At 60.9% G+C, this 21884-nt stretch carries 26 protein-coding genes and 1 pseudogene; 1 reads left to right on the forward strand and 26 read right to left on the reverse strand.

What is annotated here, in order from left to right; translation table 11 throughout:
• Nucleotides 1-7 precede the first annotated feature (7 nt).
• The 24 genes and pseudogenes from rplN to V2391_RS03940 all read right to left on the reverse strand — a co-directional run bounded on the left by rplN (nucleotide 8) and on the right by V2391_RS03940 (nucleotide 18330).
• Complete coding sequence (gene rplN, locus V2391_RS03825; RefSeq protein WP_006235041.1) at nucleotides 8-376, reverse strand: 50S ribosomal protein L14; 369 nt, start codon at nucleotides 374-376, stop codon at nucleotides 8-10.
• Between the two features lie 118 nt (nucleotides 377-494).
• Nucleotides 495-755, reverse strand: coding sequence for a 30S ribosomal protein S17 (rpsQ, locus tag V2391_RS03830; RefSeq protein WP_006235040.1), 261 nt, complete (start codon nucleotides 753-755; stop codon nucleotides 495-497).
• A 16-nt stretch (nucleotides 756-771) separates the two neighbouring features.
• Nucleotides 772-987 carry a 50S ribosomal protein L29 gene (rpmC, locus tag V2391_RS03835; protein ID WP_006235039.1) on the reverse strand — a complete coding sequence of 72 codons (216 nt, stop codon included), beginning with the start codon at nucleotides 985-987 and terminating at the stop codon, nucleotides 772-774.
• Nucleotides 988-1076: 89 nt separating this feature from the next.
• Nucleotides 1077-1490 (reverse strand): annotated as a pseudogene (gene rplP / locus V2391_RS03840) (50S ribosomal protein L16); the annotation flags it as partial.
• Entirely contained in the window at nucleotides 1490-2200 is a 711-nt protein-coding gene (rpsC, locus tag V2391_RS03845; RefSeq protein ID WP_006235037.1) for a 30S ribosomal protein S3, read from the reverse strand. The pseudogene rplP and the gene rpsC, both read right to left, overlap by 1 nt.
• Nucleotides 2201-2206: 6 nt before the next feature.
• The gene (gene rplV / locus V2391_RS03850; protein WP_006235036.1) at nucleotides 2207-2578 is read right to left on the reverse strand and encodes a 50S ribosomal protein L22; all 372 of its coding nucleotides are present in this window, start codon (nucleotides 2576-2578) and stop codon (nucleotides 2207-2209) included.
• A gap of 14 nt (nucleotides 2579-2592) precedes the next feature.
• The gene (rpsS, locus tag V2391_RS03855) at nucleotides 2593-2853 is read right to left on the reverse strand and encodes a 30S ribosomal protein S19 (protein WP_006235035.1); all 261 of its coding nucleotides are present in this window, start codon (nucleotides 2851-2853) and stop codon (nucleotides 2593-2595) included.
• 32 nt (nucleotides 2854-2885) lie between these two features.
• Entirely contained in the window at nucleotides 2886-3716 is an 831-nt protein-coding gene (gene rplB, locus V2391_RS03860; protein ID WP_022094198.1) for a 50S ribosomal protein L2, read from the reverse strand.
• Between the two features lie 179 nt (nucleotides 3717-3895).
• Nucleotides 3896-4183 carry a 50S ribosomal protein L23 gene (rplW, locus tag V2391_RS03865; protein ID WP_006235033.1) on the reverse strand — a complete coding sequence of 96 codons (288 nt, stop codon included), beginning with the start codon at nucleotides 4181-4183 and terminating at the stop codon, nucleotides 3896-3898.
• A complete protein-coding gene (gene rplD / locus V2391_RS03870) occupies nucleotides 4184-4810 on the reverse strand; it encodes a 50S ribosomal protein L4 (RefSeq protein WP_006235032.1) in 627 nt (208 codons plus the stop codon).
• A 46-nt stretch (nucleotides 4811-4856) separates the two neighbouring features.
• Nucleotides 4857-5477, reverse strand: a complete 621-nt coding sequence (gene rplC, locus V2391_RS03875) for a 50S ribosomal protein L3 (protein ID WP_035137484.1) — start codon at nucleotides 5475-5477, stop codon at nucleotides 4857-4859.
• Between the two features lie 448 nt (nucleotides 5478-5925).
• On the reverse strand, nucleotides 5926-6552 hold the full coding sequence (locus V2391_RS03880; RefSeq protein WP_329738319.1) for a histidine phosphatase family protein: 627 nt from the start codon (nucleotides 6550-6552) through the stop codon (nucleotides 5926-5928).
• A gap of 39 nt (nucleotides 6553-6591) precedes the next feature.
• Nucleotides 6592-7746, reverse strand: a complete 1155-nt coding sequence (locus tag V2391_RS03885) for a cation diffusion facilitator family transporter (RefSeq protein WP_329738320.1) — start codon at nucleotides 7744-7746, stop codon at nucleotides 6592-6594.
• Nucleotides 7747-7897: 151 nt separating this feature from the next.
• A complete protein-coding gene (locus V2391_RS03890; RefSeq protein ID WP_329738321.1) occupies nucleotides 7898-9112 on the reverse strand; it encodes a PTS transporter subunit EIIC in 1215 nt (404 codons plus the stop codon).
• A gap of 40 nt (nucleotides 9113-9152) precedes the next feature.
• Nucleotides 9153-10877 (reverse strand): acetyl-CoA carboxylase, carboxyltransferase subunit beta, encoded by a 1725-nt coding sequence (accD, locus tag V2391_RS03895; protein ID WP_329738322.1) that lies wholly within the window; start codon nucleotides 10875-10877, stop codon nucleotides 9153-9155.
• Nucleotides 10864-12207, reverse strand: a complete 1344-nt coding sequence (locus V2391_RS03900) for an acetyl-CoA carboxylase biotin carboxylase subunit (protein ID WP_329738323.1) — start codon at nucleotides 12205-12207, stop codon at nucleotides 10864-10866. Before V2391_RS03900 ends, accD begins: the two co-directional genes overlap by 14 nt.
• Nucleotides 12208-12217: 10 nt before the next feature.
• Nucleotides 12218-12640 carry a 3-hydroxyacyl-ACP dehydratase FabZ gene (gene fabZ / locus V2391_RS03905; RefSeq protein ID WP_329738324.1) on the reverse strand — a complete coding sequence of 141 codons (423 nt, stop codon included), beginning with the start codon at nucleotides 12638-12640 and terminating at the stop codon, nucleotides 12218-12220.
• Between the two features lie 9 nt (nucleotides 12641-12649).
• Complete coding sequence (accB, locus tag V2391_RS03910; protein ID WP_117765060.1) at nucleotides 12650-13126, reverse strand: acetyl-CoA carboxylase biotin carboxyl carrier protein; 477 nt, start codon at nucleotides 13124-13126, stop codon at nucleotides 12650-12652.
• A gap of 3 nt (nucleotides 13127-13129) precedes the next feature.
• Complete coding sequence (gene fabF / locus V2391_RS03915) at nucleotides 13130-14377, reverse strand: beta-ketoacyl-ACP synthase II (RefSeq protein WP_117639580.1); 1248 nt, start codon at nucleotides 14375-14377, stop codon at nucleotides 13130-13132.
• A gap of 39 nt (nucleotides 14378-14416) precedes the next feature.
• Nucleotides 14417-15190 (reverse strand): 3-oxoacyl-[acyl-carrier-protein] reductase, encoded by a 774-nt coding sequence (gene fabG / locus V2391_RS03920; protein ID WP_329738325.1) that lies wholly within the window; start codon nucleotides 15188-15190, stop codon nucleotides 14417-14419.
• Nucleotides 15191-15220: 30 nt separating this feature from the next.
• Nucleotides 15221-16147 (reverse strand): ACP S-malonyltransferase, encoded by a 927-nt coding sequence (locus V2391_RS03925; RefSeq protein ID WP_329738326.1) that lies wholly within the window; start codon nucleotides 16145-16147, stop codon nucleotides 15221-15223.
• Nucleotides 16135-17079 (reverse strand): enoyl-[acyl-carrier-protein] reductase FabK, encoded by a 945-nt coding sequence (fabK, locus tag V2391_RS03930; protein ID WP_195245967.1) that lies wholly within the window; start codon nucleotides 17077-17079, stop codon nucleotides 16135-16137. The genes V2391_RS03925 and fabK overlap by 13 nt, the downstream gene beginning before the upstream one ends.
• 2 nt (nucleotides 17080-17081) lie before the next feature.
• A complete protein-coding gene (locus V2391_RS03935) occupies nucleotides 17082-17318 on the reverse strand; it encodes an acyl carrier protein (protein ID WP_117639573.1) in 237 nt (78 codons plus the stop codon).
• 52 nt (nucleotides 17319-17370) lie between these two features.
• Nucleotides 17371-18330, reverse strand: coding sequence for a 3-oxoacyl-ACP synthase III family protein (locus V2391_RS03940; RefSeq protein WP_195245966.1), 960 nt, complete (start codon nucleotides 18328-18330; stop codon nucleotides 17371-17373).
• Between the two features lie 176 nt (nucleotides 18331-18506).
• Here V2391_RS03940 and V2391_RS03945 point away from each other — a divergent pair, with 176 nt between their 5' ends.
• Entirely contained in the window at nucleotides 18507-19283 is a 777-nt protein-coding gene (locus tag V2391_RS03945) for a biotin--[acetyl-CoA-carboxylase] ligase (protein WP_329738327.1), read from the forward strand.
• A gap of 115 nt (nucleotides 19284-19398) precedes the next feature.
• Here V2391_RS03945 and rpsJ read toward each other — a convergent pair whose 3' ends face one another.
• Nucleotides 19399-19707, reverse strand: a complete 309-nt coding sequence (gene rpsJ, locus V2391_RS03950; RefSeq protein ID WP_022094184.1) for a 30S ribosomal protein S10 — start codon at nucleotides 19705-19707, stop codon at nucleotides 19399-19401.
• A 60-nt stretch (nucleotides 19708-19767) separates the two neighbouring features.
• Entirely contained in the window at nucleotides 19768-21867 is a 2100-nt protein-coding gene (fusA, locus tag V2391_RS03955) for an elongation factor G (RefSeq protein ID WP_022094183.1), read from the reverse strand.
• Nucleotides 21868-21884 lie beyond the last annotated feature (17 nt).

A 21884-nucleotide genomic window follows, 5' to 3' on the forward strand; every position in this document is an offset into this window, starting at 1 on the left:
CCCCTAACTACAGGGTCTCGGGAGCGAGCGAGACGATCTTCATGTACTTCTTGTCACGAAGCTCGCGAGCGACGGGCCCGAAGATACGGGTGCCGACGGGCGAACCATCGTTGTTGATGACAACGCAGGCGTTCTCATCAAAGCGAATGTAGGAGCCATCCTTGCGGCGGATCTCCTTAACGGTGCGAACGACGACGCAACGGACAACGTCCTTCTTCTTGACGTTGGCGCCAGGGGTAGCCTCCTGGACAGCACCGATGAACACATCGCCGATGCCTGCATAACGACGCTTGGAACCGCCAAGCACCTTGATGCAGCGAATCTTGCGAGCGCCGGAGTTGTCGGCGACGTTCAGCATGGTTTGCATCTGAATCATGGTAGATGTTCCTCCGAACTAAGAACCGAAGAGAGGTGCGCAGCCTTTATACGGCCCGTGGTATGCAAGCCAGGCATACGCACATCTTCGGAAACGTACAAGTCGTAAGAGCGACTGCTTATTTAGCGCGCTCGACGACCTCGATGAGGCGCCAGCGCTTCATCTTGGACATAGGACGGGTCTCCATAACGCGGACGGTATCGCCCACGCCAGCCGTGCACTCCTCGTCGTGAGCGTGCAGCTTCTTGGAGCTGGTCATCATCTTGCCGTACTTGGGGTGACGCTTGCGCTCGGTGATGGTGACAACGATGGTCTTGGCACCGGAGACGGAGGTAACGACACCCGTACGGACCTTACGCGAGTTACGCGAATCAGTCATGTTCTCTCCTTAGGTCCTACTCGGCGACAGCGGACTTCTCCGCTGCGATCTCGCGGGCGCGCTGCTCCGTGAGGACGCGAGCGATGTCCTTCTTCACGGTGTTGACGCGAGCGGTGTTGTCCAGCTGGCTGGTGGCCATCTGGAAACGAAGGTTAAAGAGCTCGGCGCGCATTTCCTTCAGCTTCTCAACGAGCTGAGCGTCCGAGAGCTCACGAATCTCTGCGGGCTTCATTAGTTCTCCTCCTTGGCGGCGGCGGCGTCCTCAGCAGCCCACTTGGCCTCGAGAGCGGCCTCCTCAGCCATCTCCTTCTGGATGCGCTGCTCAGCGTTCTTGGCAGCAACAATCTTGGTCTTGATGGGAAGCTTGTGCTGTGCAAGACGCAGAGCCTCGCGAGCGACCTCCTCGGGCACGCCCTTGACCTCGAACATGATGCGGCCGGGCTTGACGACGGCCACCCATTCCTCGGGGTTACCCTTACCAGAACCCATGCGAGTCTCGGCAGGCTTCTTGGTGATGGGCTTATCGGGGAAGATCGTGATGTAGACACGACCGCCACGCTTCATGTAGCGGGTCATGGCAATACGAGCGGCCTCGATCTGACGGTTGGTGATCCAATGGGCCTCGAGAGCCTGGATACCAAACTCGCCGAAATGCAGCTCGGTATTACCCTTGGCCTGGCCCTTCATGGAGCCACGCTGCACCTTGCGGTGAAGAATACGCTTAGGGGCAAGCACTACTGACCCCTCCTCTCGGAGTTACGACGACGAGGACGGGAAGAGCCCTCGAGTGCAGGGTTGGGAACAGGCTGGCCCGGGAGCTTCTCGCCCAGGTAGATCCAGACCTTCACGCCGCAGGCACCCATGGTGGTGCTGGCGACAGCCGTGCCGTAGTCGATCTTGGCGCGGAGGGTGTGCAGAGGCACGCGACCCTCACGGTACCACTCACGACGGCCCATCTCGGCACCGCCGAGACGACCGGAGCACTGGATACGGATGCCCTTGGCGCCGGCCTTGCGGGCGGACTGGACAGCCTTGCGCATAGCGCGACGGAAGGCAACGCGGCCCTCGAGCTGCTCAGCGATGGACTGAGCAACGAGGTTGGCGTCGAGCTCGGGGCGCTTGATCTCGACAACGTCGACGGAGAGCTGGCCCTTGGAGACGCCAGCGACCTTCTCGAGCTCGGTGCGGAGGGTATCGATCTCGGCACCCTTCTTACCGATGACAACGCCGGGGCGAGCGGTGAGGATGATGACCTTCACCTTGTCGCCAGCGCGCTCGATCTCGACGCGGGAGACAGCTGCGCGGGAAAGACGCTTCTCGAGGTACTTGCGGATCTCGAGATCGTTACCGAGGGTCTTAGCGTAATCCTTCTCTGCGAACCAGCGGGAGCGCCAGTTCTCGGTGATGCCAAGACGGAAGCCGGTGGGGTAGACTTTCTGACCCATACAGCTTTACGCCTCCTTTCGAGGAGCAACGACGACGGTGATGTGGGAAGTACGCTTCAGAATGCGAGAAGCGGAACCCTTGGCGCGGGGACGGATGCGCTTAAGCGTCGGACCCTCGTCAACATAGGCAGCGGCGACAACCAGGTTGTCGGCACGCAGACCATTGTTGTTCTCGGCGTTCGCAACGGCGGAACGGAGAACCTTCTCGACATCCACGGCGACGGCGCGGTCGCAGAAGTGGAGGATGTCGAAGGCCTGAGCGACAGGCTTGCGGCGGATCAGATCGACCACCAGGCGGGCCTTGCTGGGGGAAACACGCACGTACTTAGCGACGGCGCGAACCTCGGTGGCCTCAGTTTCAATAGACTTAGTTGCCATTTACGGTTAACCCCCTATTTGGCCTTGTGGCCACGGAACGTACGAGTCGGCGCGAACTCGCCGAGCTTGTGACCAACCATGGACTCGGTAACATACACGGGCACATGCTTGCGGCCGTCGTGGACGGCGATGGTGTGACCAACCATCTCGGGGAAGATGGTGGACGCGCGGGACCAGGTCTTCACGACGTCCTTCTTGCCAGCCTCGTTCATCGCGGTGATACGCGAGAGAAGGCGAGTCTCCACGAACGGGCCCTTTTTGAGACTTCTGCTCATAAGTGCTTTCTCCTAAAACTCGGTATCCGAAATTACTTCTTACGGCGACGAATGATGTGCTGGTTCGAGACCTTCTTCTTCTTGCGCGTACGAAGGCCCTTCGTCGGCTTACCCCAGGGGGTAACAGAGGGACGACCAGAGGTGTGGTTCTTGCCCTCGCCACCGCCGTGCGGGTGGTCGACAGGGTTCATGACGGTACCGCGGACGGTCGGGCGCACGTTCATGTGACGCTTACGGCCGGCCTTGCCGATGACGATGTTGGAGTGATCGGCGTTGCCGACCTCACCGACGGTGGCGCGGCAGGTAACGAGGATGCGGCGCATCTCGGAGGAAGGCATACGGACGATAGCGTACTTGCCCTCCTTACCCATCAGCTGGCAGGAGTTACCGGCGGAACGGGCGATAGCAGCGCCCTTGCCCGGCTGGAACTCGACGGCGTGGATGAGCGTACCGACGGGGATGTCGGCGAGGGGCAGAGCGTTGCCCGGCTTGATGTCGGCGTCAGAACCGGACATGATGGTCTGGCCGACCTCGAGGCCCTTGGGGGCCAGGATGTAGCGCTTCTCACCGTCAGCGTAGTGCAGCAGAGCGATGCGAGCGGAACGGTTCGGATCGTACTCGATCGTGGCAACCTTGGCGGGCACGCCGTCCTTGTTGCGCTTGAAGTCGATCACGCGGTAACGACGCTTCACGCCGCCGCCCTGGTGGCGGGTGGTGATGCGGCCGTTGTTGTTACGACCGGCCTTCTTGGGCAGGGGCTCGAGAAGAGACTTCTCGGGCTTGGTGCAGGTGATCTCGGAGAAGTCGGAGATCGTCTGCCAACGCCTACCAGCGGAGGTCGGCTTAAGGTGCTTTACAGCCATTACAATCCCTTTCAATAGGAATCCGTTAGCCATCGCAGACAGGGATTCGAGGTTCTGCCTCGGGTGCGATGACACCGGACGTATACACGGCTCCGGGCGTGTCCATTTTATACGCCCAAAACCTTGAGCTCTCGCCTCCCCTATTTGGGAGGCATGAGCTCACTCAACAGCAGCGAGTCTTAGGCCTGGTTGCCAAAGACCTCGATGGTGTCGCCCTCGGCCAGCGTGACGATGGCCTTCTTCCAAGAACGGGTCTTGCCGGCGACATAGCGCACGCGCTTGGTCTTGGGCTTGACCGTCAGGGTGTTCACGCGAACGACCTTGACGCCGAAGATCTCCTCGACAGCGTCCTTGATCTGATACTTGTTAGCATCCTTGGCGACCTCGAACGTGTACTTGTTCTGCTCCATGCCGGAGAAGGAACGCTCGGACACGATCGGACGGATGATGATCTCGTGGGCGGTCATTTAAGCAAGCACCTCCCCGAAGTGAGCGGCGATGTCGGCGGGCATCAGCACGGCGTTGTTGTTGACGAGATCGTAGGTGTTGGCCTCGTCGGCAGTGATGATGAACGTCTTGGGAATGTTGCGGAACGACAGGTAGGCGTTGACGTCCTCATCGCGAACGATGATGGTCAGACGCTTGCCCTCAAGGCCGAGAGCCTTGAGCATGGCAACGGCAGCCTTGGTGGAAGGCTTCTCGAAGCCGTAGTCGTCGACGAGCACGAGCTCGCCATCGGCCAGCTTGGCGGACAGCGCCGAGCGCATAGCCAGCTTGACCTCCTTGTTGTTCATACGCTTAGCGTAGGAACGGGGCTTGGGGGCGAAGACAACGCCACCGTGACGCCACTGGGCAGCACGGATGGAACCCTGGCGGGCACGGCCGGTGCCCTTCTGACGCCAAGGCTTCTTGCCGCCACCGGAAACCTCAGAGCGGCCCTTAGCGGACTGGGTGCCCTGACGCCAAGAGGCCATCTGGCACTTGACGATGTGGTGCATAACGTGGATGTTCGGCTCGATGCCGTACACCTCAGCGGCGAGCTCGGCCTCGGCGACCTTCTTGCCCTCGCTGTTCTTTACTTCAAACTTTGCCATTTAAGTGTTCTCCTTGGTATGACGCTGGGCTAAATGGGCTGGGCCCTTAGGCCATACGGATGGCGACGAGACCATTCTTGGCACCCGGGACAGCGCCCTTGACCAAGATGAGGTTCTGCTCGGCATCGATGCGGACAACGGAAAGGTTCTTGACGGTAACGCGCTCGTTACCCATGTGACCGGCCATCTTGACGCCCTTGAGGACGCGCGCAGGATAGGCGCACTGACCGATAGAACCGGGGTGACGCTGGAAGTGAGAACCATGCGTCATAGGACCGCGGCGCTGACCCCAGCGCTTGATGCGACCCTGGAAGCCCTTACCCTTGGAGGTACCGATGACGTCGACCTTCTCGACATCAGCGAAATCAGCGACGGTGACGACCTCGCCGACCTTGTGCTCCTCGCCGTTCTCGACGCGGACCTCACGAAGGAAACGGACAGGCTCGACGCCAGCCTTAGCGAAGTGACCAGCCATGGGCTTGTTCACGTTCTTGGCCTTGATGTCGCCGAAACCGATCTGGACGGCGTCATAGCCGTCGGTTGCCTGAGTTTTAACCTGCGAGACAGCGCAGGGGCCAGCCTGGATGACCGTGACGGGAACGACGTTGTCGTCCTCGTCCCAAACCTGGGTCATGCCAATCTTGCGGCCGAGAATCATGCTGATCAAGATATGATCCCAACTCTCGCGTGGTCTTGGGACAATGCGTACACCACCGAGCGTACGCCCCTAGAGGACCACTACTTACACGACGTGCTCCCCAGTCTTGTATTGCGCCCAGACTACCTGACAACCCTATTAAGCAGGCATTTTGTCCAGCCAGAATACTCCCCTGGTTTCACACAGCTGTTTAGTATACACGGCTGCGGGCGTATCCATCGAGATTCATATTTCACTCACATTGTTTACGCAGGTAAAGTGCGTGGAGTCGCCTGGGCTTGGCAGAGGGGCGGCGAAATATATTAAGTTTGCTGCTCTACAGTCCTGCGCAAGACGGAAAGCACATTAAGTGCTTTCCTTTGCGTGCGGAACTCGCGACAAACTTAATATATTTCGCCGCCCCTCTGCCAAGCTCGGGAGACGACACGTTGATGTCTGCTTAACTCTGCTCGCTCAGCTAATTACTTTGTTGGGGGTCCACTATTTGCTGAAGGGTGAACTTACACTGCATTGGCTCGCCTTCTGCTTGCGGCTTTTCCTCGTCAAAATCGAAGATCATGATGGCGCAGTTGGGGAGTTTTGCTGGGAGCTCGAAGCCCTCTGGGGCTGCAGCCTTGATGAATTGGCGGCTGGCGCTGCCGTGGCTTACTGCTAGGAGGGTTTCGATATCCTCGGCGCCCATGATATTGGTGAGGGTGTCTACCATGCGCTCTTGCAGCGCCTGGCTTCCTTCTCCTCCGAAGGGCACCAAGTCCTCGCCCGGATCCCATACGTCGGTAGGCAATGCGTCGTGGGGACCTTCCTCAAAGGTTCCGTAGCTGCGCTCGATGATGCCTTCGCAGGGCTCGACTGCTGCATCCGGACCGAGGAGTTCGCATGCGACGAGACTTGCCGTGTCCATGGCTCGGCCTAAGGGTGATGAGACTACTTTGTCGGGGACGACGCCATGGACCTTGAGCCATGCGGCGGCTGTCTGTGCCTGTTGACGACCCAAATTGGTGAGCGGTGAATCGCAGCGACCCTGGACGAGCTTTTTGACGTTGAATTCCGTCTGGCCGTGGCGGAGCAGATACAGCTTCTTCATAGTCTCCCCTTCTGTATAACTTGCTTTGCCGGCACAGCCCTACTCGTGGGTATGCCCTACGTAGTCTTCGTCGATCGTAATCTTTGCAATCGACTTGGGATATTCCGATTCGACCCGTTGTGCCAGCGCGTGTTTGAGCTCATCGGCATCCATGTCCAAATCCGAGGGTCGCACACAGTCAAATATCACATTGGTGTGCGTGGGGCCCGGCACGCAGCGCAGATCGTGAATCGAAAGGCGACTATCGATCTCTTGAGCCATAGCGTTGATGCACAGGCGCATGCTCGCCACATTTGAATCGTCGGTCACGATGGGATCGTAATGGAGCGTGACGATCATGCCGTCCTCGTCCCTAAACGACTGCTCGATGTTATCGAGCGTGTCGTGACTTTCCAGCGGGCTGGCCTCGGCCGCCATCTCGGCGTGCGCACTTGCAAACTTCCTGCCCGGACCGTAATCGTGAACCATCAGGTCATGAACGCCCAAAACGCCGGGGTAGCTCATGATCTTGTCTCGGATGTGCTTGACCAGCTTGGGATCGGGTGCCTGGCCCAAAAGGGGGCTCACCGTATCTTGGATAAGCTCAAAGCCGCTCCAGCCAATATAGGCGCCAACGGCAAGGCCGACCCAAGCATCAAGATTGACATGCGTCACCTGGGAAACAATCGCGCACGCCAGCACAGCGCCCGTGGCCAGGACATCGTTCTTTGAGTCCTGAGCCGTCGCATGCAGCGTATCGGACTCAATACGGTCACCGAGCTTTTGGTTGAGGGCCGCCATCCAGAGCTTTACGACCATCGAAAGCACTAGAACCGTCACCAGGGCAAGCGAGAACTCGACAGGTTCGGGGTGGATGACGCGCTCAACCGAGGACTTGATAAGCTCAAGGCCGATCAGCAGCACGAGCGCCGCCACGACCAGACCCGAGAGATACTCGTAGCGACCGTGACCGTAAGGATGCTCGGGGTCGGCCGGCTTGCTCGCCAGCTTAAAGCCCAGCACGCTCACGATATTCGAGCTGGCATCGGACAGGTTGTTCATGGCATCCGCCACGATCGAAACCGATCCCGAAACCACGCCAATTGCGCCCTTCGCAGCACATAGTGCCACATTGGCGAGAATACACACAACGCCCGTCAACGTGCCCACGCGCGCACGGTCGCCCTGCGCACGCTTAACAATCCACTCGACCATCTACATCCGCCCCCACGGTACTACCTATATATCTATTGCTCAAACGGATTGTAGTGTAGCCACTTTGTCCCCCAGATACAAAAAAGGCCGCAACCCACACGGGCCACGGCCTTGGAATATGGCAAAGGAATCGTCCTTGTGTCGCACAGGTTTACGCGCTTACTTCGGCCACGCTCTTCGAGGTTTCGGGTGAATCGGCTCCGTCCCCCGTCGCTCGCCCCTTCGTCGGCACCACGCCAAAGCAGTAGCTCAGCGCCGCAGACGCCGCAAATGCCGTGCCGCCGGCAACGCAGCACCACAGCAGGTTCAAAATACCGCCCGTGGCAAAGCCAATGACCATGAGGACATTCGTCATGCCGATGGTATAGGCCGTAACGTGGCCCACGGCTGCAACAAGGCCTCCGACGGCGCCGCCAATGGCCATGCACGTCAGGCACCTGCCATATTTAAAGCCGCAGCCGTACAGCGCCGGCTCGCTTACGCCGCCAAGCACGCCCGAGATTGAATAGCCCAGCATGAGCGCCTTCTCATCCTTATCCGCAATGCGGAGCGACGCACCAAAGGGCATGCCCCAAACGGCGAACGTCGCCATTGTCGCGGCAATGAGAATGCACGAATCCGTTCCCACGCTCATAAACTGCGCGTACGCAAGCGATAGGACAACGTTGCTGACGCCCGCAATCTTAAGAAACTCCCAACCCGCGGCAAGCCCCATGAGCGTGAGCAGCGACACGATGCCACCGGAATTGCCAAGCATAAACATAAGTTGGCCCAACAGCATGCCCAGATAGCTGCCCGCCGGCGCCGTAATACACAGCGAAACCGGAACCATAACGAGCATGGTCGCAAACGGAACGAACGAAAACGCCACGGCCTTAGGGATAACGCGCTGAAAGAAACACTCCACTCGCCATAGCACGGGCACCGAGATGAGAACCGGAATAACAGTCGTCGTGTAATCGTTGACCGGCGCGGGAAACAGACCATACACGGAAGTCATCGATGCCGCCGTCGTCGATGCGACATCGACGAGCTTAAGCAGATCGGGCGCAATCAATACGCCGCCCAGCATCATGCCCAGCTGCTCCGAGCAACCGAGCTGGCGGGCGGCCGCCCAACCAAGATAAATGGGCAAAAAGTAGTAGCCGGCGTTATAGAGCCAACTGTAGAACAGGCGATAGATATCGGAATCTGCAGACCACAGACCCAGCATGCCTTCGCCCATAATGACGGCGACGGTGCGAAACAACGCCGCGCAGACAATAAACGGCAGCGCCGACATCATGCTTTTGGACAGATAGTCCACCACGGCCATGGCGTTTGATGAGACCGTCGTTGTAAACGAGGTGTTAGAAACTTGTGACATGGAACGCCTTTCCCAATGTGACATGCGGACTGTCCCTTTGTCACATCGTGCGGTACTGACCGATTGCGCGGTACTTTTCGTAGCGGAGGTTTGTGAGGGTCGCGTCGTCGAGCCGCCCAAGCGTATCGAAGGCATCAAATGCCGAGGACATGACGGCACCGGCGATCTCCTCATGTGACAGGCCCCTATCGTCGACAATGCCGTCGATGATGCCGAGCGCCAACAGATCGGGGGCCGTGAGCTTAAGCGCCTCGGCGGCCTCATTCGCACGCTCGGTATCTTTCCACAGGATCGACGCACAGGCCTCGGGGCTCACGACCGAATAGGCCGAGCTCGAGAGCATCAGGATGCGGTCGGCCACGGACAGCGCCAGCGCGCCACCAGAGCCGCCCTCGCCTGTCACCACCGAGACAATCGGCGTCTTAAGGCCGCTCATCTCCATGAGATTCTGGGCAATCGCCTCGCCCTGGCCGCGCTCCTCGGCACCGATGCCGCAAAACGCACCCGAAGTATCGACCAGGCACAGAACCGGTCGACCAAACTTTTCGGCCTGGCGCATCAGGCGACGCGCTTTGCGATAGCCCTCGGGATGCGCCATGCCAAAGTTGCGGCGCATACGCTCTTTGGTCGTGGTGCCGCGCTCGATGGCGATGACCGTTACGGGGCGTCCGTTTTTCCAGCCAATACCGGCCACCACAGCGGCGTCGTCTCCAAAGTAACGGTCGCCGTGCAGCTCCACAAATCCATCCAGGCCCAGTGAGATCATCTCACCCGCCGTGGCGCGATCTGCCGAGCGGGTCTGCTTGACAATCTCGAGCGCGGTTTTTGGTGCCGTCGAGCGCTTAAACAAGTGTCCCAGCTTTTTGCCGCGGCGACCCGTATGCACGATCTCGTGCGGTGCCCCCAGACCGGGCGCGTGTCCTTCGTGCAGCGCCAGCAGCTCTCCCACTGTGAGCGCAATCTCGCCACGCGGAACAACGGCATCGCAAAAGCCGTGCTCCAGCAAAAACTCGGAGCGCTGGAATCCCTTGGGCAGGCGCTTGTGCATGTTCTGCTCGATCACGCGCGGGCCGGCAAATGCCGTCAGGGCATCGGGCTCGGCCAGGATAATGTCGCCCTCCATGGCAAAGCTCGCGGTTACGCCGCCAGTCGTGGGATCGGTGAGCACCGTGATATACAGGCCGCCCGCCTCGCTATACTTTCTCACGGCAGCAGAGATCTTGGCCATCTGCATAAGCGATGTCACGCCCTCTTGCATGCGCGCACCGCCCGAAACGGTAAAGCCGACAACTGGCAATCCCAGCTCGGTCGCATGCTCAAATGTGCGACAGATCTTCTCGCCCACCACGGAACCCATCGAGCCCATCATAAAGTTGGCGTCCATAAAGAAGAGCGCCGTATCGCAACCGCAGATTTTGCCCTTGCCGCACACAACGGCATCGCGCTCGCCCGAATGCTCGACCGCGCTCTTGAGCTTGTCGGCATAACCGGGAAACGAGAGGAAGTCCTCCGACGCCAGATTGGCATCCCATTCCTCAAACGTGCCCTCGTCGACCGTCATGCGCATACGCGCGCGACCGCTCACGCGAAAGTGTTTGCCGCAACGAGGGCAGACCTCGAGGTTGTCGTGCAGACGTGCTTCATCGATCACACGGCGGCACTCCGGACACTTGATAAACACGTGGCGCGCGGGAAACTCGGCGCACGACTCGGTCATCGGCCCCTCGAGGACGTTGACCGTCTTCGCTTTTCTATTCACCAGCATAGAGATGCCCCATCAGATCGGTGTGATACATGCCCGACAAGAACTCATCGTTTGCCAGCACGTCGAGCTGAAGCTCGCTGTTTTCGCTCACGCCCTCAATCACGAGCTCGCCCAGGGCCGAGCGCATCTTGCGAATGGCGCCGTCGCGCGTGGGCGCACACACGATGAGCTTGCCGAGCATGGAGTCGTAGTACGGCGGAACGTTCGCACCGGTAAACATGGCGGAATCCCAGCGCACGCGCGGACCACCCGGCACACGCAACGCGGTGACCGTTCCGCATGACGGCAGAAAGTCCGGCGTTTCGGCATTGATGCGGCACTCCATGGCGTGGTTGCGGACCGGAACGTCCTCCTGCTCAAAGGGCAGAAGCTGGCCGGCCGCCACGCGCAGCTGCCACTTGACCAAGTCGGTATCGGTCACAAACTCCGTAACCGGATGCTCCACCTGCAAGCGCGTGTTCATTTCCATAAAGTAGAAATTGCCGTCGTCCGAATACAGGAACTCGATGGTACCGGCTCCTTCGTAGCCGACGGCACGAGCCAGGTCGCGCGCGGCCTTGTGCATACGGGCACGAATGCCGTCGTGTCCGTCGAGGCACGGCGCGGGGCTCTCCTCGATCAGCTTTTGGTTGCGGCGCTGCACCGAGCACTCGCGCTCGCCGAGCGAAAACACATGGCCCTGCTTATCGGCCATAATCTGCACCTCGACGTGGTGCGCCGGCGCGACGAACTTCTCCATGTAGCACTCGCCGTCGCCAAAAACGGCCTCGCCCTCGGCACGCGCCTCGATGAACGCCTTTGCCGCATCTTCCACGCGCTCGACCTTGCGAATGCCGCGACCGCCACCGCCTGCACGCGCCTTAATAAGCACGGGGCAGCCAATGCGCTCGGCCTCGGCCGTTGCCTCCTCGGGGCTTTTGAGCAAATCGCAGCCCGGTACGATGGGCACGCCCGCCGCGGCAGCCGTTCGACGTGCGGCGTCCTTGTCGCCCATGTTGTCGATCACCTCGGCCGAAGGACCGACAAACGCCAGGCCATACTTGTCGCAGTCGCGCACAAAGCTCGCCTTCTCGGAGAAAAAGCCATAGCCGGGATGAATTGCCTTAGCTCCCGACTTTACGGCACAGGTGAGCACGGCATCGTCGTTGAGGTAGCTCTCGGCAAGACGCGGGCCGCCGATGCAATACGCCTCGTCGGCAAGCTGCACGTGCAGTGCGTCCGCATCGGCCGTGGAATAAACGGCGACGGTCTTGATGCCCATATCGCGGCACGCGCGGATAACACGGACCGCGACTTCGCCGCGATTGGCGATGAGCACTTTGTCGAACATGAAGCCTTCCTTAACTTTCGTGCATGAGTGCAAAAGACATGTCGGCGCGGCAGCAAACCTCACCGTTGACGCTCGCAGTACCCGTCGCAAAGCGGAACGGCCCGCGCGCACGCGTGATGGAGCACACCAGATCCACCGTGTCTCCCGGGCGCACCGGACGCTTAAAGCGCACCTTGTCCAGACTCGTGTAGAACGGCGTCGCGCCGCGCGCCTCCTCATCGCCCATCAGCAGCACGCAGCAGTTCTGGGCGAGCATCTCGCATTGGATCACGCCGGGGACCACCGGGTTTCCCGGAAAATGCCCCTGCAAAAAGTACTCGTCGCCCGTAATCGTGATCTTGCCGTGGGCCTCGTCGCCCACCAGCTCGGCTCTGTCGAGCAAAAGCATCGGCTCTCGATGCGGCAACAGCTTCTTGAGCTCTTCTTTGTTCATGGATATCACCTATCCGATCCTCATGAGGCAGCTGCCAAACTCTACGAGGTCGCCGTCGGCCACGCAGATCTCGAGCACCTCGCCATCCGCCTCTGCCGTCACCTCGTTGAGAACCTTCATGGCCTCGATGATGCAGAGCGTCTCGCCGGCCTTGACTTTGGAGCCCACGTGCACAAACGGCTCGTCGCCCGGCGCCGGGGCAGCATAGAAAACGCCGACCATGGGAGCGGTCACCTCGGTGCCCTTGGGCTCCGGTGCGGCGGCAGGCGCCTGCGCGGCGGGCTCCGGTGCGGCGGCAGGCATGGCGACAGGAGCCACCGCCGGAGCAGTCACGGCACCCGGCATAGGCATGGGCACGGCAACCGGCTGCGCGGCGCTCGCGCGCTCGAGCTCGACCGCGGTGCCATCGGGCTCCTCAACGCGTACGCGCGTGAGGCCGCGGTCCTCCATCACATCGGCTATCTCGGCAAGTCTTTTGGAATCCATGCTCTAGCTCCTTGCATATCTACGCAGCGCGATGGCGGCGTTGTGCCCGCCAAAGCCCAGGTTGGTCGAAAGCGCCCAGGTAAGGTCGGCGCGAACCGCGCGATTGGGCGTGTAATCAAGATCGCAGGCGGGATCGGGTGTGTGGTAGTTAATGGTCGGCGGCACCACGCCCTGCTCGAGCGCCATGGCGCAGGCCATGACCTCGATGGCGCCCGTGGCACCGATCATGTGGCCGGTCATCGACTTGGTCGACGAGACATGTGCGGCGCGCGCCGCGTCCTCGCCGAGCGCTCGTTTGATGCCCGCCGTCTCGGACGAATCGTTGAGTTTGGTCGAGGTGCCGTGAGCGTTGATGTAGAGGCCCTCGGAAGGCTTAACGTCGCCCTCGGCCACCGCCAGCGATATCGCACGGGCGATACCTGCCGCGTCCGGGTCGGGACTCGTGATGTGGTAGGCGTCATCGGTGTTGCCGTAGCCCACGACCTCTGCGTAAATGTGCGCACCGCGGGCCTGTGCGTGCTCCATACCCTCGAGCACGAGCACGCAGGCGCCCTCGCCCATCACAAAACCGTCGCGGTCTGCATCGAACGGGCGGCAGGCCGTCGCGGGATCGGGGTTGGTGGTCAATGCGCGGCAGGACGTAAAGCCCGCAACGGCATCGGGGATAATGGCGGCCTCGGCGCCGCCGGCCAGGATTGCATCGGCATAGCCGTGCTTGATGGCGCGGAACGCCTCGCCCACCGCATGGGCAGAAGTCGCGCACGCGGTCACCACGGGCAGGGTCGGGCCCTTTGCCTTATGGCGAATCGCAATGTTGCCCGAAGCCATGTTGGGAATCATCATCGCAATCATGTAGGGCGATGCGCGACGAGGCCCGCGATCGGCAATCGTGTGGACGTTGTCGACAAGCGTCTGCATGCCGCCCACGCCCGAGCCCACATAGACACCCAGGCGATCGCGATCGACCGCGCCCTCAACATCGAGGCCCGCATCGTGCATGGCCTCGTCCGACGCCGCCATCGCAAACTGTACACAGGGGTCGAGATGCTTGGCGTCGTGCTTGCCAAAGTACTCGTTGCCGTCAAAGCCCTTGACCTCGGCCGCCACTTTAACGGCGAACGCATCGGTATCGAAGTGCGTGATCGGGCCGATACCGCACGTGCCGGCGCACATGGCCGCCCAGGTGGCAAGCGCGGTATTGCCGAGCGGCGATACGGCACCGATGCCGGTGATTGCAACTCTCTGTTCCATCATGGTCTCCTCATCCAAGCCGTTGTTCGGCCCTGGTTTCTACATCGCCATTCCGCCGTCGACGCGCACGACCTCGCCCGTAATGTAAGCGGCCGCATCGCTCGCCAAAAAACGCACCACGCCGGCCACTTCCTCGGGGCGCGCCATGCGCTTAAGGGGAATCTGCTCCTCGGTTGCCGCACGCACCTTCTCCGAGAGCTTTGCCGTCATATCTGTCTCGACAAACCCGGGGGCGACCGCGTTCACTCGTACGCCGCGGAGCGCAAGCTCGCGCGCTACCGCCTTGGTCAGGCCGATAACGCCCGCCTTGGAGGCAGCATAGTTGGCCTGCCCGGCATTGCCCATCAGGCCCACAACCGAGCTCATGTTGACGACGCAACCGCCGCGCTGGCGCATAAAGGTCTTGGTGAGCGCGCGCGTCGTATTGAACGTGCCCTTGAGATTGACATCGAGCACGCGGTCGAAGGCATCGTCGCCCATACGCATGAGCAGGCCGTCGCGCGTGATGCCGGCGTTGTTGACGAGCACCCAAATGGAGCCAAAGTCATTGAGAACCGTCTCCACGCATGTGTTGACGGCATCGGGGTCGGCCACGTCACATTGATATGCGCGCGCCGTGGCGCCTGACGCCTCGCAGGCTTCACACGTCTCGCGCGCCGCGTCGACGCTACCGGCATAAACGACGGCGATATCGTAGCCATCCTCCGCCAGGCCCACGGCACAAGCGCGACCGATGCCGCGCGAGCCGCCCGTGATCAGCGCCACACGACGTGAATCGTCGCGCTCGAGCGCGCCGTTGTTCAAATTGCCCATGTCGTTCCTTTCGGGTTACAGCCCTGTGGGCTATGCGAGCTCGTCGGCAATAGCTGCGACCTGTTCGGCCGTTTCGCACGAATACACGTGAACGTCGCTCAGCGTACGCTTGACCAGGCCCGACAGCGTTTTGCCAGGGCCGACCTCAATAAACGTGTCGATGCCCTGATCCTGCAGAGTGTGCAGCGTGTCGACCCAGCGCACGGCATGGCTCACCTGGTTGGCCAGCACGTCCGATACTGCTCGCGGGTCCGCCGGATAGGGCGCCGCCGTCATGTTTGCCATGACCGGAATCAGCAGCGGAGACGGCGCGTGGCCGGCTTGGATATACGTTGCCAGCCCCTCAGTCGCCTCGGCCATATAGGGGCTATGGAATGCACCCGACACCGCGACCTTCATGGCGCGGCCGCCAGCCTCTTTTACCAGGACGTCGAGGGTCTGCAACTCATCGGGCGCTCCGGCCACAACCGTCTGCTGCGGGCTGTTGTAGTTGACCGGCCAGCAGTCCTCGCCGGCCTGTTTTGCCAGGTCCTCGACTTGCGCCGCATCGAGCTTGATGACGGCGCGCATGCCGCCCGGATGGCGCTCGGCAGCCGCGGCCATCAATGCCGCGCGCTCACACACGAGCTCAAAACCCGCTCGCGTATCGAATGCCCCCGCAAAGGTGAGCGCGGCGCCCTCGCCCAGCGAAAATCCCGCACAGGCGGCAGGCGCCACGCCGCGCTCACGCAGGGCGACAGCCGCTGCCAGGTCATGAACGAACACGCACGGCTGCGTGTTCTCGGTCTGCGAGAGCTCCTCCTTGGAGGCGTTCCGGCACTGCTCGCTGGTTCCCGGACGCACCTCGTCGGCAATGGCGAACACCTCGGCAGCCGCCGGCGATGCCTCGATCAGGTCGACGCCCATCGCGGGGTGTTGGGCACCCTGGCCGGCGAACAAAAACGCTACGCTACCCATGTGGACGCACCCTTCAGAACGCGCTCGGCACCATCGACCAGGTCGTCAACGATTTCACGTGCGCTTTGGCGTTCGTTGACCATACCGGCAACCTGTCCGCACAAAAACGAGCCCTCTTCGTAATTACCGTCCTTTGCGGCTTTACGAAGCGCGCCCGTGCCCATGGCCCCGAGCTCCTCGGGGCTTGCGCCCGCCGCCTCGTTCTTGGCATACGCGTTGGTGAAGGGGCTCTTAAGCGCACGCACCGGATGCCCCGTCGAACGGCCAGTCGCGCGCGTCGAGGTGTCTCCTGCCTTGAGCACCAGCTCTTTGTACTGTTCGGATACGGTGCACTCGTTTGCGACCAGAAAGCGTGTTCCCACCTGGACGCCAGCGGCGCCAAGCATAAAGGCCGCTGCCACGCCGCGACCATCGGCGATACCGCCAGCTGCCACAACGGGGACATCGACCGCGTCGACAACCTGCGGAACGAGCGCCATCGTCGATGTCTCGCCAATATGTCCACCCGATTCGGTGCCTTCGGCAACCACGGCGGTGGCCCCACGACGCGCCACGAGACGCGCCAGCGCCACCGAGGCAACGACCGGGATGACCTTGATGCCGGCGTCGTTCCAAGCCTTCATGTACTTGGTGGGATTGCCGGCACCCGTCACGACGACCGGCACCTGCTCGTCAATCACAACCTGCGCGACCTGGTCGGCAAACGGGCTCATAAGCATGACGTTCACACCAAAGGGCTTATCCGTCTTGGTGCGCAGCTCGTGAATCTGATCGCGCAGCCAGTTGGAGTCGGCATTCATGGCCGCGATGATTCCCAACCCGCCGGCCTCGGACACGGCCGATGCCAGCGAGGCATCGGCAATCCAGGCCATGCCGCCCTGGAACACGGGCTTTTCGATGCCGAGCAGCTCGCAGAGAGGAGTCTTGAGCATCTCTACTTCTCCAATGCCGCCTCGACCGTATCGGCGAACTCGCCGACCGTCTTGGGGTTCTCCTCGGTATCGAGCTCAATGCCAAACTCGTCCTCGACGGCGACGAGGATCTCGACGGTGCCCAGGCTGTCGAGGCCAATCTCCTCGAGCGTGGACTCGGGCTTCATCTCGACGTCGTCAAGGCCAGCGGTCTCGCGGATAACGTCGCAAACGCGCTCGAAGGTCTTCTGATCTGCCATGGTAGTTCTCCTTTGTTTGTGCCCTAGGGGCGTTTTTATTTCCTATGTGCGACTACTTCCAGCGAAGTAAATAGCCACCTATATCCAAACCGGCGCCAAATCCAACGAGGGCGATGGTGTCGCCCGCAGTCAGTGCGTCGGTACGTGCCAGCCGGTCAAGCGCAAAGGGAATGCAGGCGCTCGAAATGTTGCCGGTCTCGCGCAGCGTTCGAACCACGCGCTCGTCTGGCACGCCGAGGCGCTTGACCGCCTGACTCAGGATTCGTTCGTTAGCCTGATGGAATACAAAATGATCGATGTCTTCGACCGAAATGCCCGCATCGATCGCAAGCTTATGGACCGTGTCGCAGATGGCGCTGACGCCGAACTTGAACACGCGGCGGCCTTTCATGGACAGCACGCTCTCACTATCTGCGGAGTCCTTAAACGGCGAGGTGCCGATCAGACCGGGAACGCGCAACGTCTCGACGTCGGGCGCCGTCGAAAGCTCGACGGCAAGGGGGCTGTCTCCCCCAGCTTCTATCACTGCAGCACCCGCGCCGTCACCAAAGAGCACGCACGTGGCGCGATCTGTCCAGTCAAGCGCGCGCGTCATCTGCTCGGCAGCAACGACAAGCACATGCTTGGCTCGTCCTCGGGCGATATAGCCCTCGGCGACATCGAGCGCAAATACGAAGCCGGCGCAGGCCGCCGAGACATCGAAGGCAGGGCACGTCGCGCCCAGACGCTCGGCAACGGCACATGCCTCGGCGGGAACGAGATGGTCACCCGTTGTCGTCGAGCAGACGATCAGATCCAGCTGGCTCGCGTCGATTCCGGACACCTGGAGTGCCCGCTCGCTCGCCGCTACGGCAAGGTCGTCAAGTGACTCGGTGGAGCAGACGTGGCGGCTCTTGATACCTGTGCGGGTAAAAATCCACTCATCCGAGGTATCGAGGAACTCAGACAGCTCGTCATTGGAAACACTGCGCTTAGGAAGCGCCGAGCCTGTTCCAAGAATCGTGAAACCCATCACTAACCTCCTTTGAGTTGTTGACGTGTTTACATCGACCAAGAGAGGATAACGCATTTCAGTCGTTGTTGACGTGTTAACATTAAATTGTTCAAATGCGACAAAGGCTTCACATTGTGTCTATCTCTCGACACCATTACGCGATTGCCTTATTACCTTAGGAGGTAGCAGCTGTTATGGATTCTCGTTTAACGGTGGTCGACGTAACCGGATCGACCAACGATGACCTGCTCGAAGCAGGAAAACAGGGAGCGCCGCACGGCACAGGACTTGCCGCCCGGGCTCAGACAGCAGGACGCGGCCGGCGCGGCCACAAGTGGGATTCAACCGCCGGCAACCTATTGCTTTCGATTGTTCTGCGCCCATGCGTTAATCCTGCAAAGTACTCTGGTCTTGCCGCCGTCAGCGGCCTAGCGGTGCTCGAGGCGCTCGAAATGCAGGGCCTTGCAAACGAGATTGACCTCAAATGGCCCAACGATCTGGTCGCGCGAGGGCGCAAGCTCGGCGGCATTCTGGTCGAGGCCGCACGCGATAACGACGGCAAACCTTTCGCCGTCTGCGGCATTGGCGTCAATGTGAACTATGTGCCCTCGGAGGTTCCCGATGGCGGCCTGCCGGCAATCGGTCTCTCGGATCTCAACGAGAACATTCCCGCCGTCGATGTGTTACTCAAGGAGGTCTATCACACCGTCGTAAACGCTGTGAACGCGTGGGCAGAGCGTCTCAACGCCATGGAAGATAACGCCGGACCACTCGCGCCCGTCCACGGCGAATATGTCGCTCACCTCAATTGGATTGGGGAGCACGTTATCGCCCGTTCCCCTGCCGGTGACGAGCTGGCACGCGGCATCTTTAAAACCGTCGATGCCTTTGGTCGCGCGTGTATCGAAGCGGAAGGCGGCGTGCGATCCTTCCATTTTGAGGAGGCATCGCTGCGCCCCTTGAGCGAATAGGGCGCCGCAGCCACCTACTCGGCAGCAATACCCGGCAGTCCAAACCATCATTCAAAACAAAAGAGCCCCGCTACCGTAATGGTAGCGGGGCTCTGTAAGCTATGAGCGATATCGCTTAGAGCTTGATGTCGATGTCGACGCCAGCGGGAAGGTCGAGACGCATGAGCGAATCAACGGTGCCCGAGGTGGGGTCGAGGATGTCGATGAGGCGCTTGTGGGTGCGCATCTCGAACTGCTCACGGGAGTCCTTGTTCACGTGCGGCGAGCGGATAACCGTGTACAGGTTGCGCTCGGTGGGCAGGGGGACAGGACCGGAAACGCGAGCGCCGGTCTTCTGAGCGGTCTCAACGATGAGCTTCGCGGACTGATCGACGACCTCGTGATCATAGCCCTTGAGGCGAATGCGGATCTTCTGGGTAGCCAACTTAAACCTCCAAAGAGTGCGAGAGATGTTCTCGCGGATTACGTAACAGGGAGCTCGAACTTAGGCGTTCTTGCTCATGACCTCGTCCACGATGGACTTGGGCGCCGGCTCATAAGAGTCGAACTGCATCGTGTAGGATGCACGGCCCTGGGTCTGGGAGCGAAGGTCGGTAGCGTAACCGAACATCTCGCCCAGCGGCACCTTGGCACGGATGAGCTTGCTGTTCTTGCGATCCTCCATGCCCTCGATCTTGCCGCGGCGACCGGAGAGGTTGCCCATAACGTCGCCCATGTACTGCTCGGGGGTCTCGACCTCGACAGCCATGATCGGCTCGAGCAGCTGCGGATCGGACTTCTTGAGGGCGTCCTTGATAGCCATGGAACCGGCGATCTTGAAGGCGGCCTCGGAGGAGTCGACCTCGTGGTAAGAACCGTCGAACAGGGTGACCTTAACGTCGAGGACCGGGAAGCCGGCGATAACACCGGTGTTCAGGGCCTCCTGGATGCCCTTGTCGATGGACGGGATGTACTCCTTGGGCACGACGCCGCCGACGATAGCGTTGACGAACTCGTAGCCGAAGCCCTCCTCCATCTTCTCGAGCTTGATGACGGCGTGGCCGTACTGACCGCGACCGCCGGACTGACGGACGAACTTGCCCTCAGCCTTCTCGACGTCGTGACCAGCGGTCTCGCGATAGGCAACCTGGGGCTTACCAACGTTAGCGTCAACCTTGAACTCGCGGAGCAGACGGTCGACGATGATCTCGAGGTGCAGCTCGCCCATGCCGGCGATGATGGTCTGGCCGGTCTCGTGGTTGGTGGACACCTGGAAGGTCGGGTCCTCCTCGGCGAGCTTGGTCAGAGCCAGGGACATCTTGTCCTGCTCGGCCTTGGTCTTGGGCTCGATGGCAACGTCGATAACGGGCTTAGCGAACTCGATCTTCTCGAGGACGATCTCCTTGCCCTCGGCGCACAGGGTGTCACCGGTGGTGGAGTTCTTGAAGCCGACGCAAGCGACGATGTCGCCGGCAGCGGCGTCGTCACGGTCGATACGCTCGGCGGCGTTCATCTCGAGGATGCGGCCGAGGCGCTCACGCTGACCGTTGGAAGCGTTGACCACGTAGGAGCCGGACTCGGCGCGACCGGAGTAAACGCGGACATAGGTGAGCTTACCGACGAACGGGTCGGTCATGATCTTGAAGACCAGGCCGGAGAAGGGCTCGTCGAAGGAAGGATGACGCTGGATCTCCTCGCCGGTGTCCGGATCGGTACCGGTGACGGCCTCGACGTCGAGCGGGCTGGGCAGGTAGTCGACGACAGCGTCGAGCAGCTCCTGAACGCCCTTGTTCTTGTAGGCGGAGCCCACGAAGACGAGGTTGAGCTCGTTGGCCAGAACGCCCTTGCGCAGAGCAGCCTTGAGCTCCTCGACGGTGAAGTCCTCCTCCATGAGGATCTTCTCCATGAGCTCGTCGTCAAAGCTGGCAGCAGCGTCGAGGAGCTCCTCGCGCTTGGTGGCAGCGATGTCAGCAAACTCAGCCGGGATCTCGTCCATCGGCTCGGGGTAGGTCATGCCCTTCTCGTCGGCCTTGAAGTCCCATGCAGTCATGGTGACCAGGTCGATGACGCCCCAGAAGTTGTCCTCGGCACCCATCGGGACCTGAGCGGCCACGGCGTTAGCGTCGAGACGATCCTTCATGGTCTCGATAGCGTTGAAGAAGTCAGCGCCCACGCGGTCATACTTGTTGATGAAGGCGATGCGGGGGACGTTGAAGGTGGAAGCCTGACGCCAAACGGTCTCAGACTGGGGCTGAACGCCGGCAACGGCGTCGAAGACGGCGACAGCGCCATCGAGGACGCGCAGGCAGCGCTCGACCTCGGCGGTGAAGTCAACGTGGCCCGGGGTATCGATGATCTGGATGCGGTAGTCCTTACCGTCCTTGTTCCAGAAGCACGTGGTAGCAGCGGAGGTAATGGTTACGCCGCGCTCCTGCTCCTGAACCATCCAGTCCATGGTGGCAGCGCCCTCATGGACCTCACCGATCTTGTGGGTCTTACCGGTGTAGTAAAGAATACGCTCGGTCGTGGTGGTCTTACCAGCATCGATGTGAGCCATGATGCCGATGTTACGGGTATCGGAAAGCTTGTACTTAGGCTTAGCCATGTTAGTTCCTTACCTTA

This window comes from Collinsella sp. CM84Y_54 (assembly GCF_036317945.1).
Taxonomy (GTDB): domain Bacteria; phylum Actinomycetota; class Coriobacteriia; order Coriobacteriales; family Coriobacteriaceae; genus Collinsella.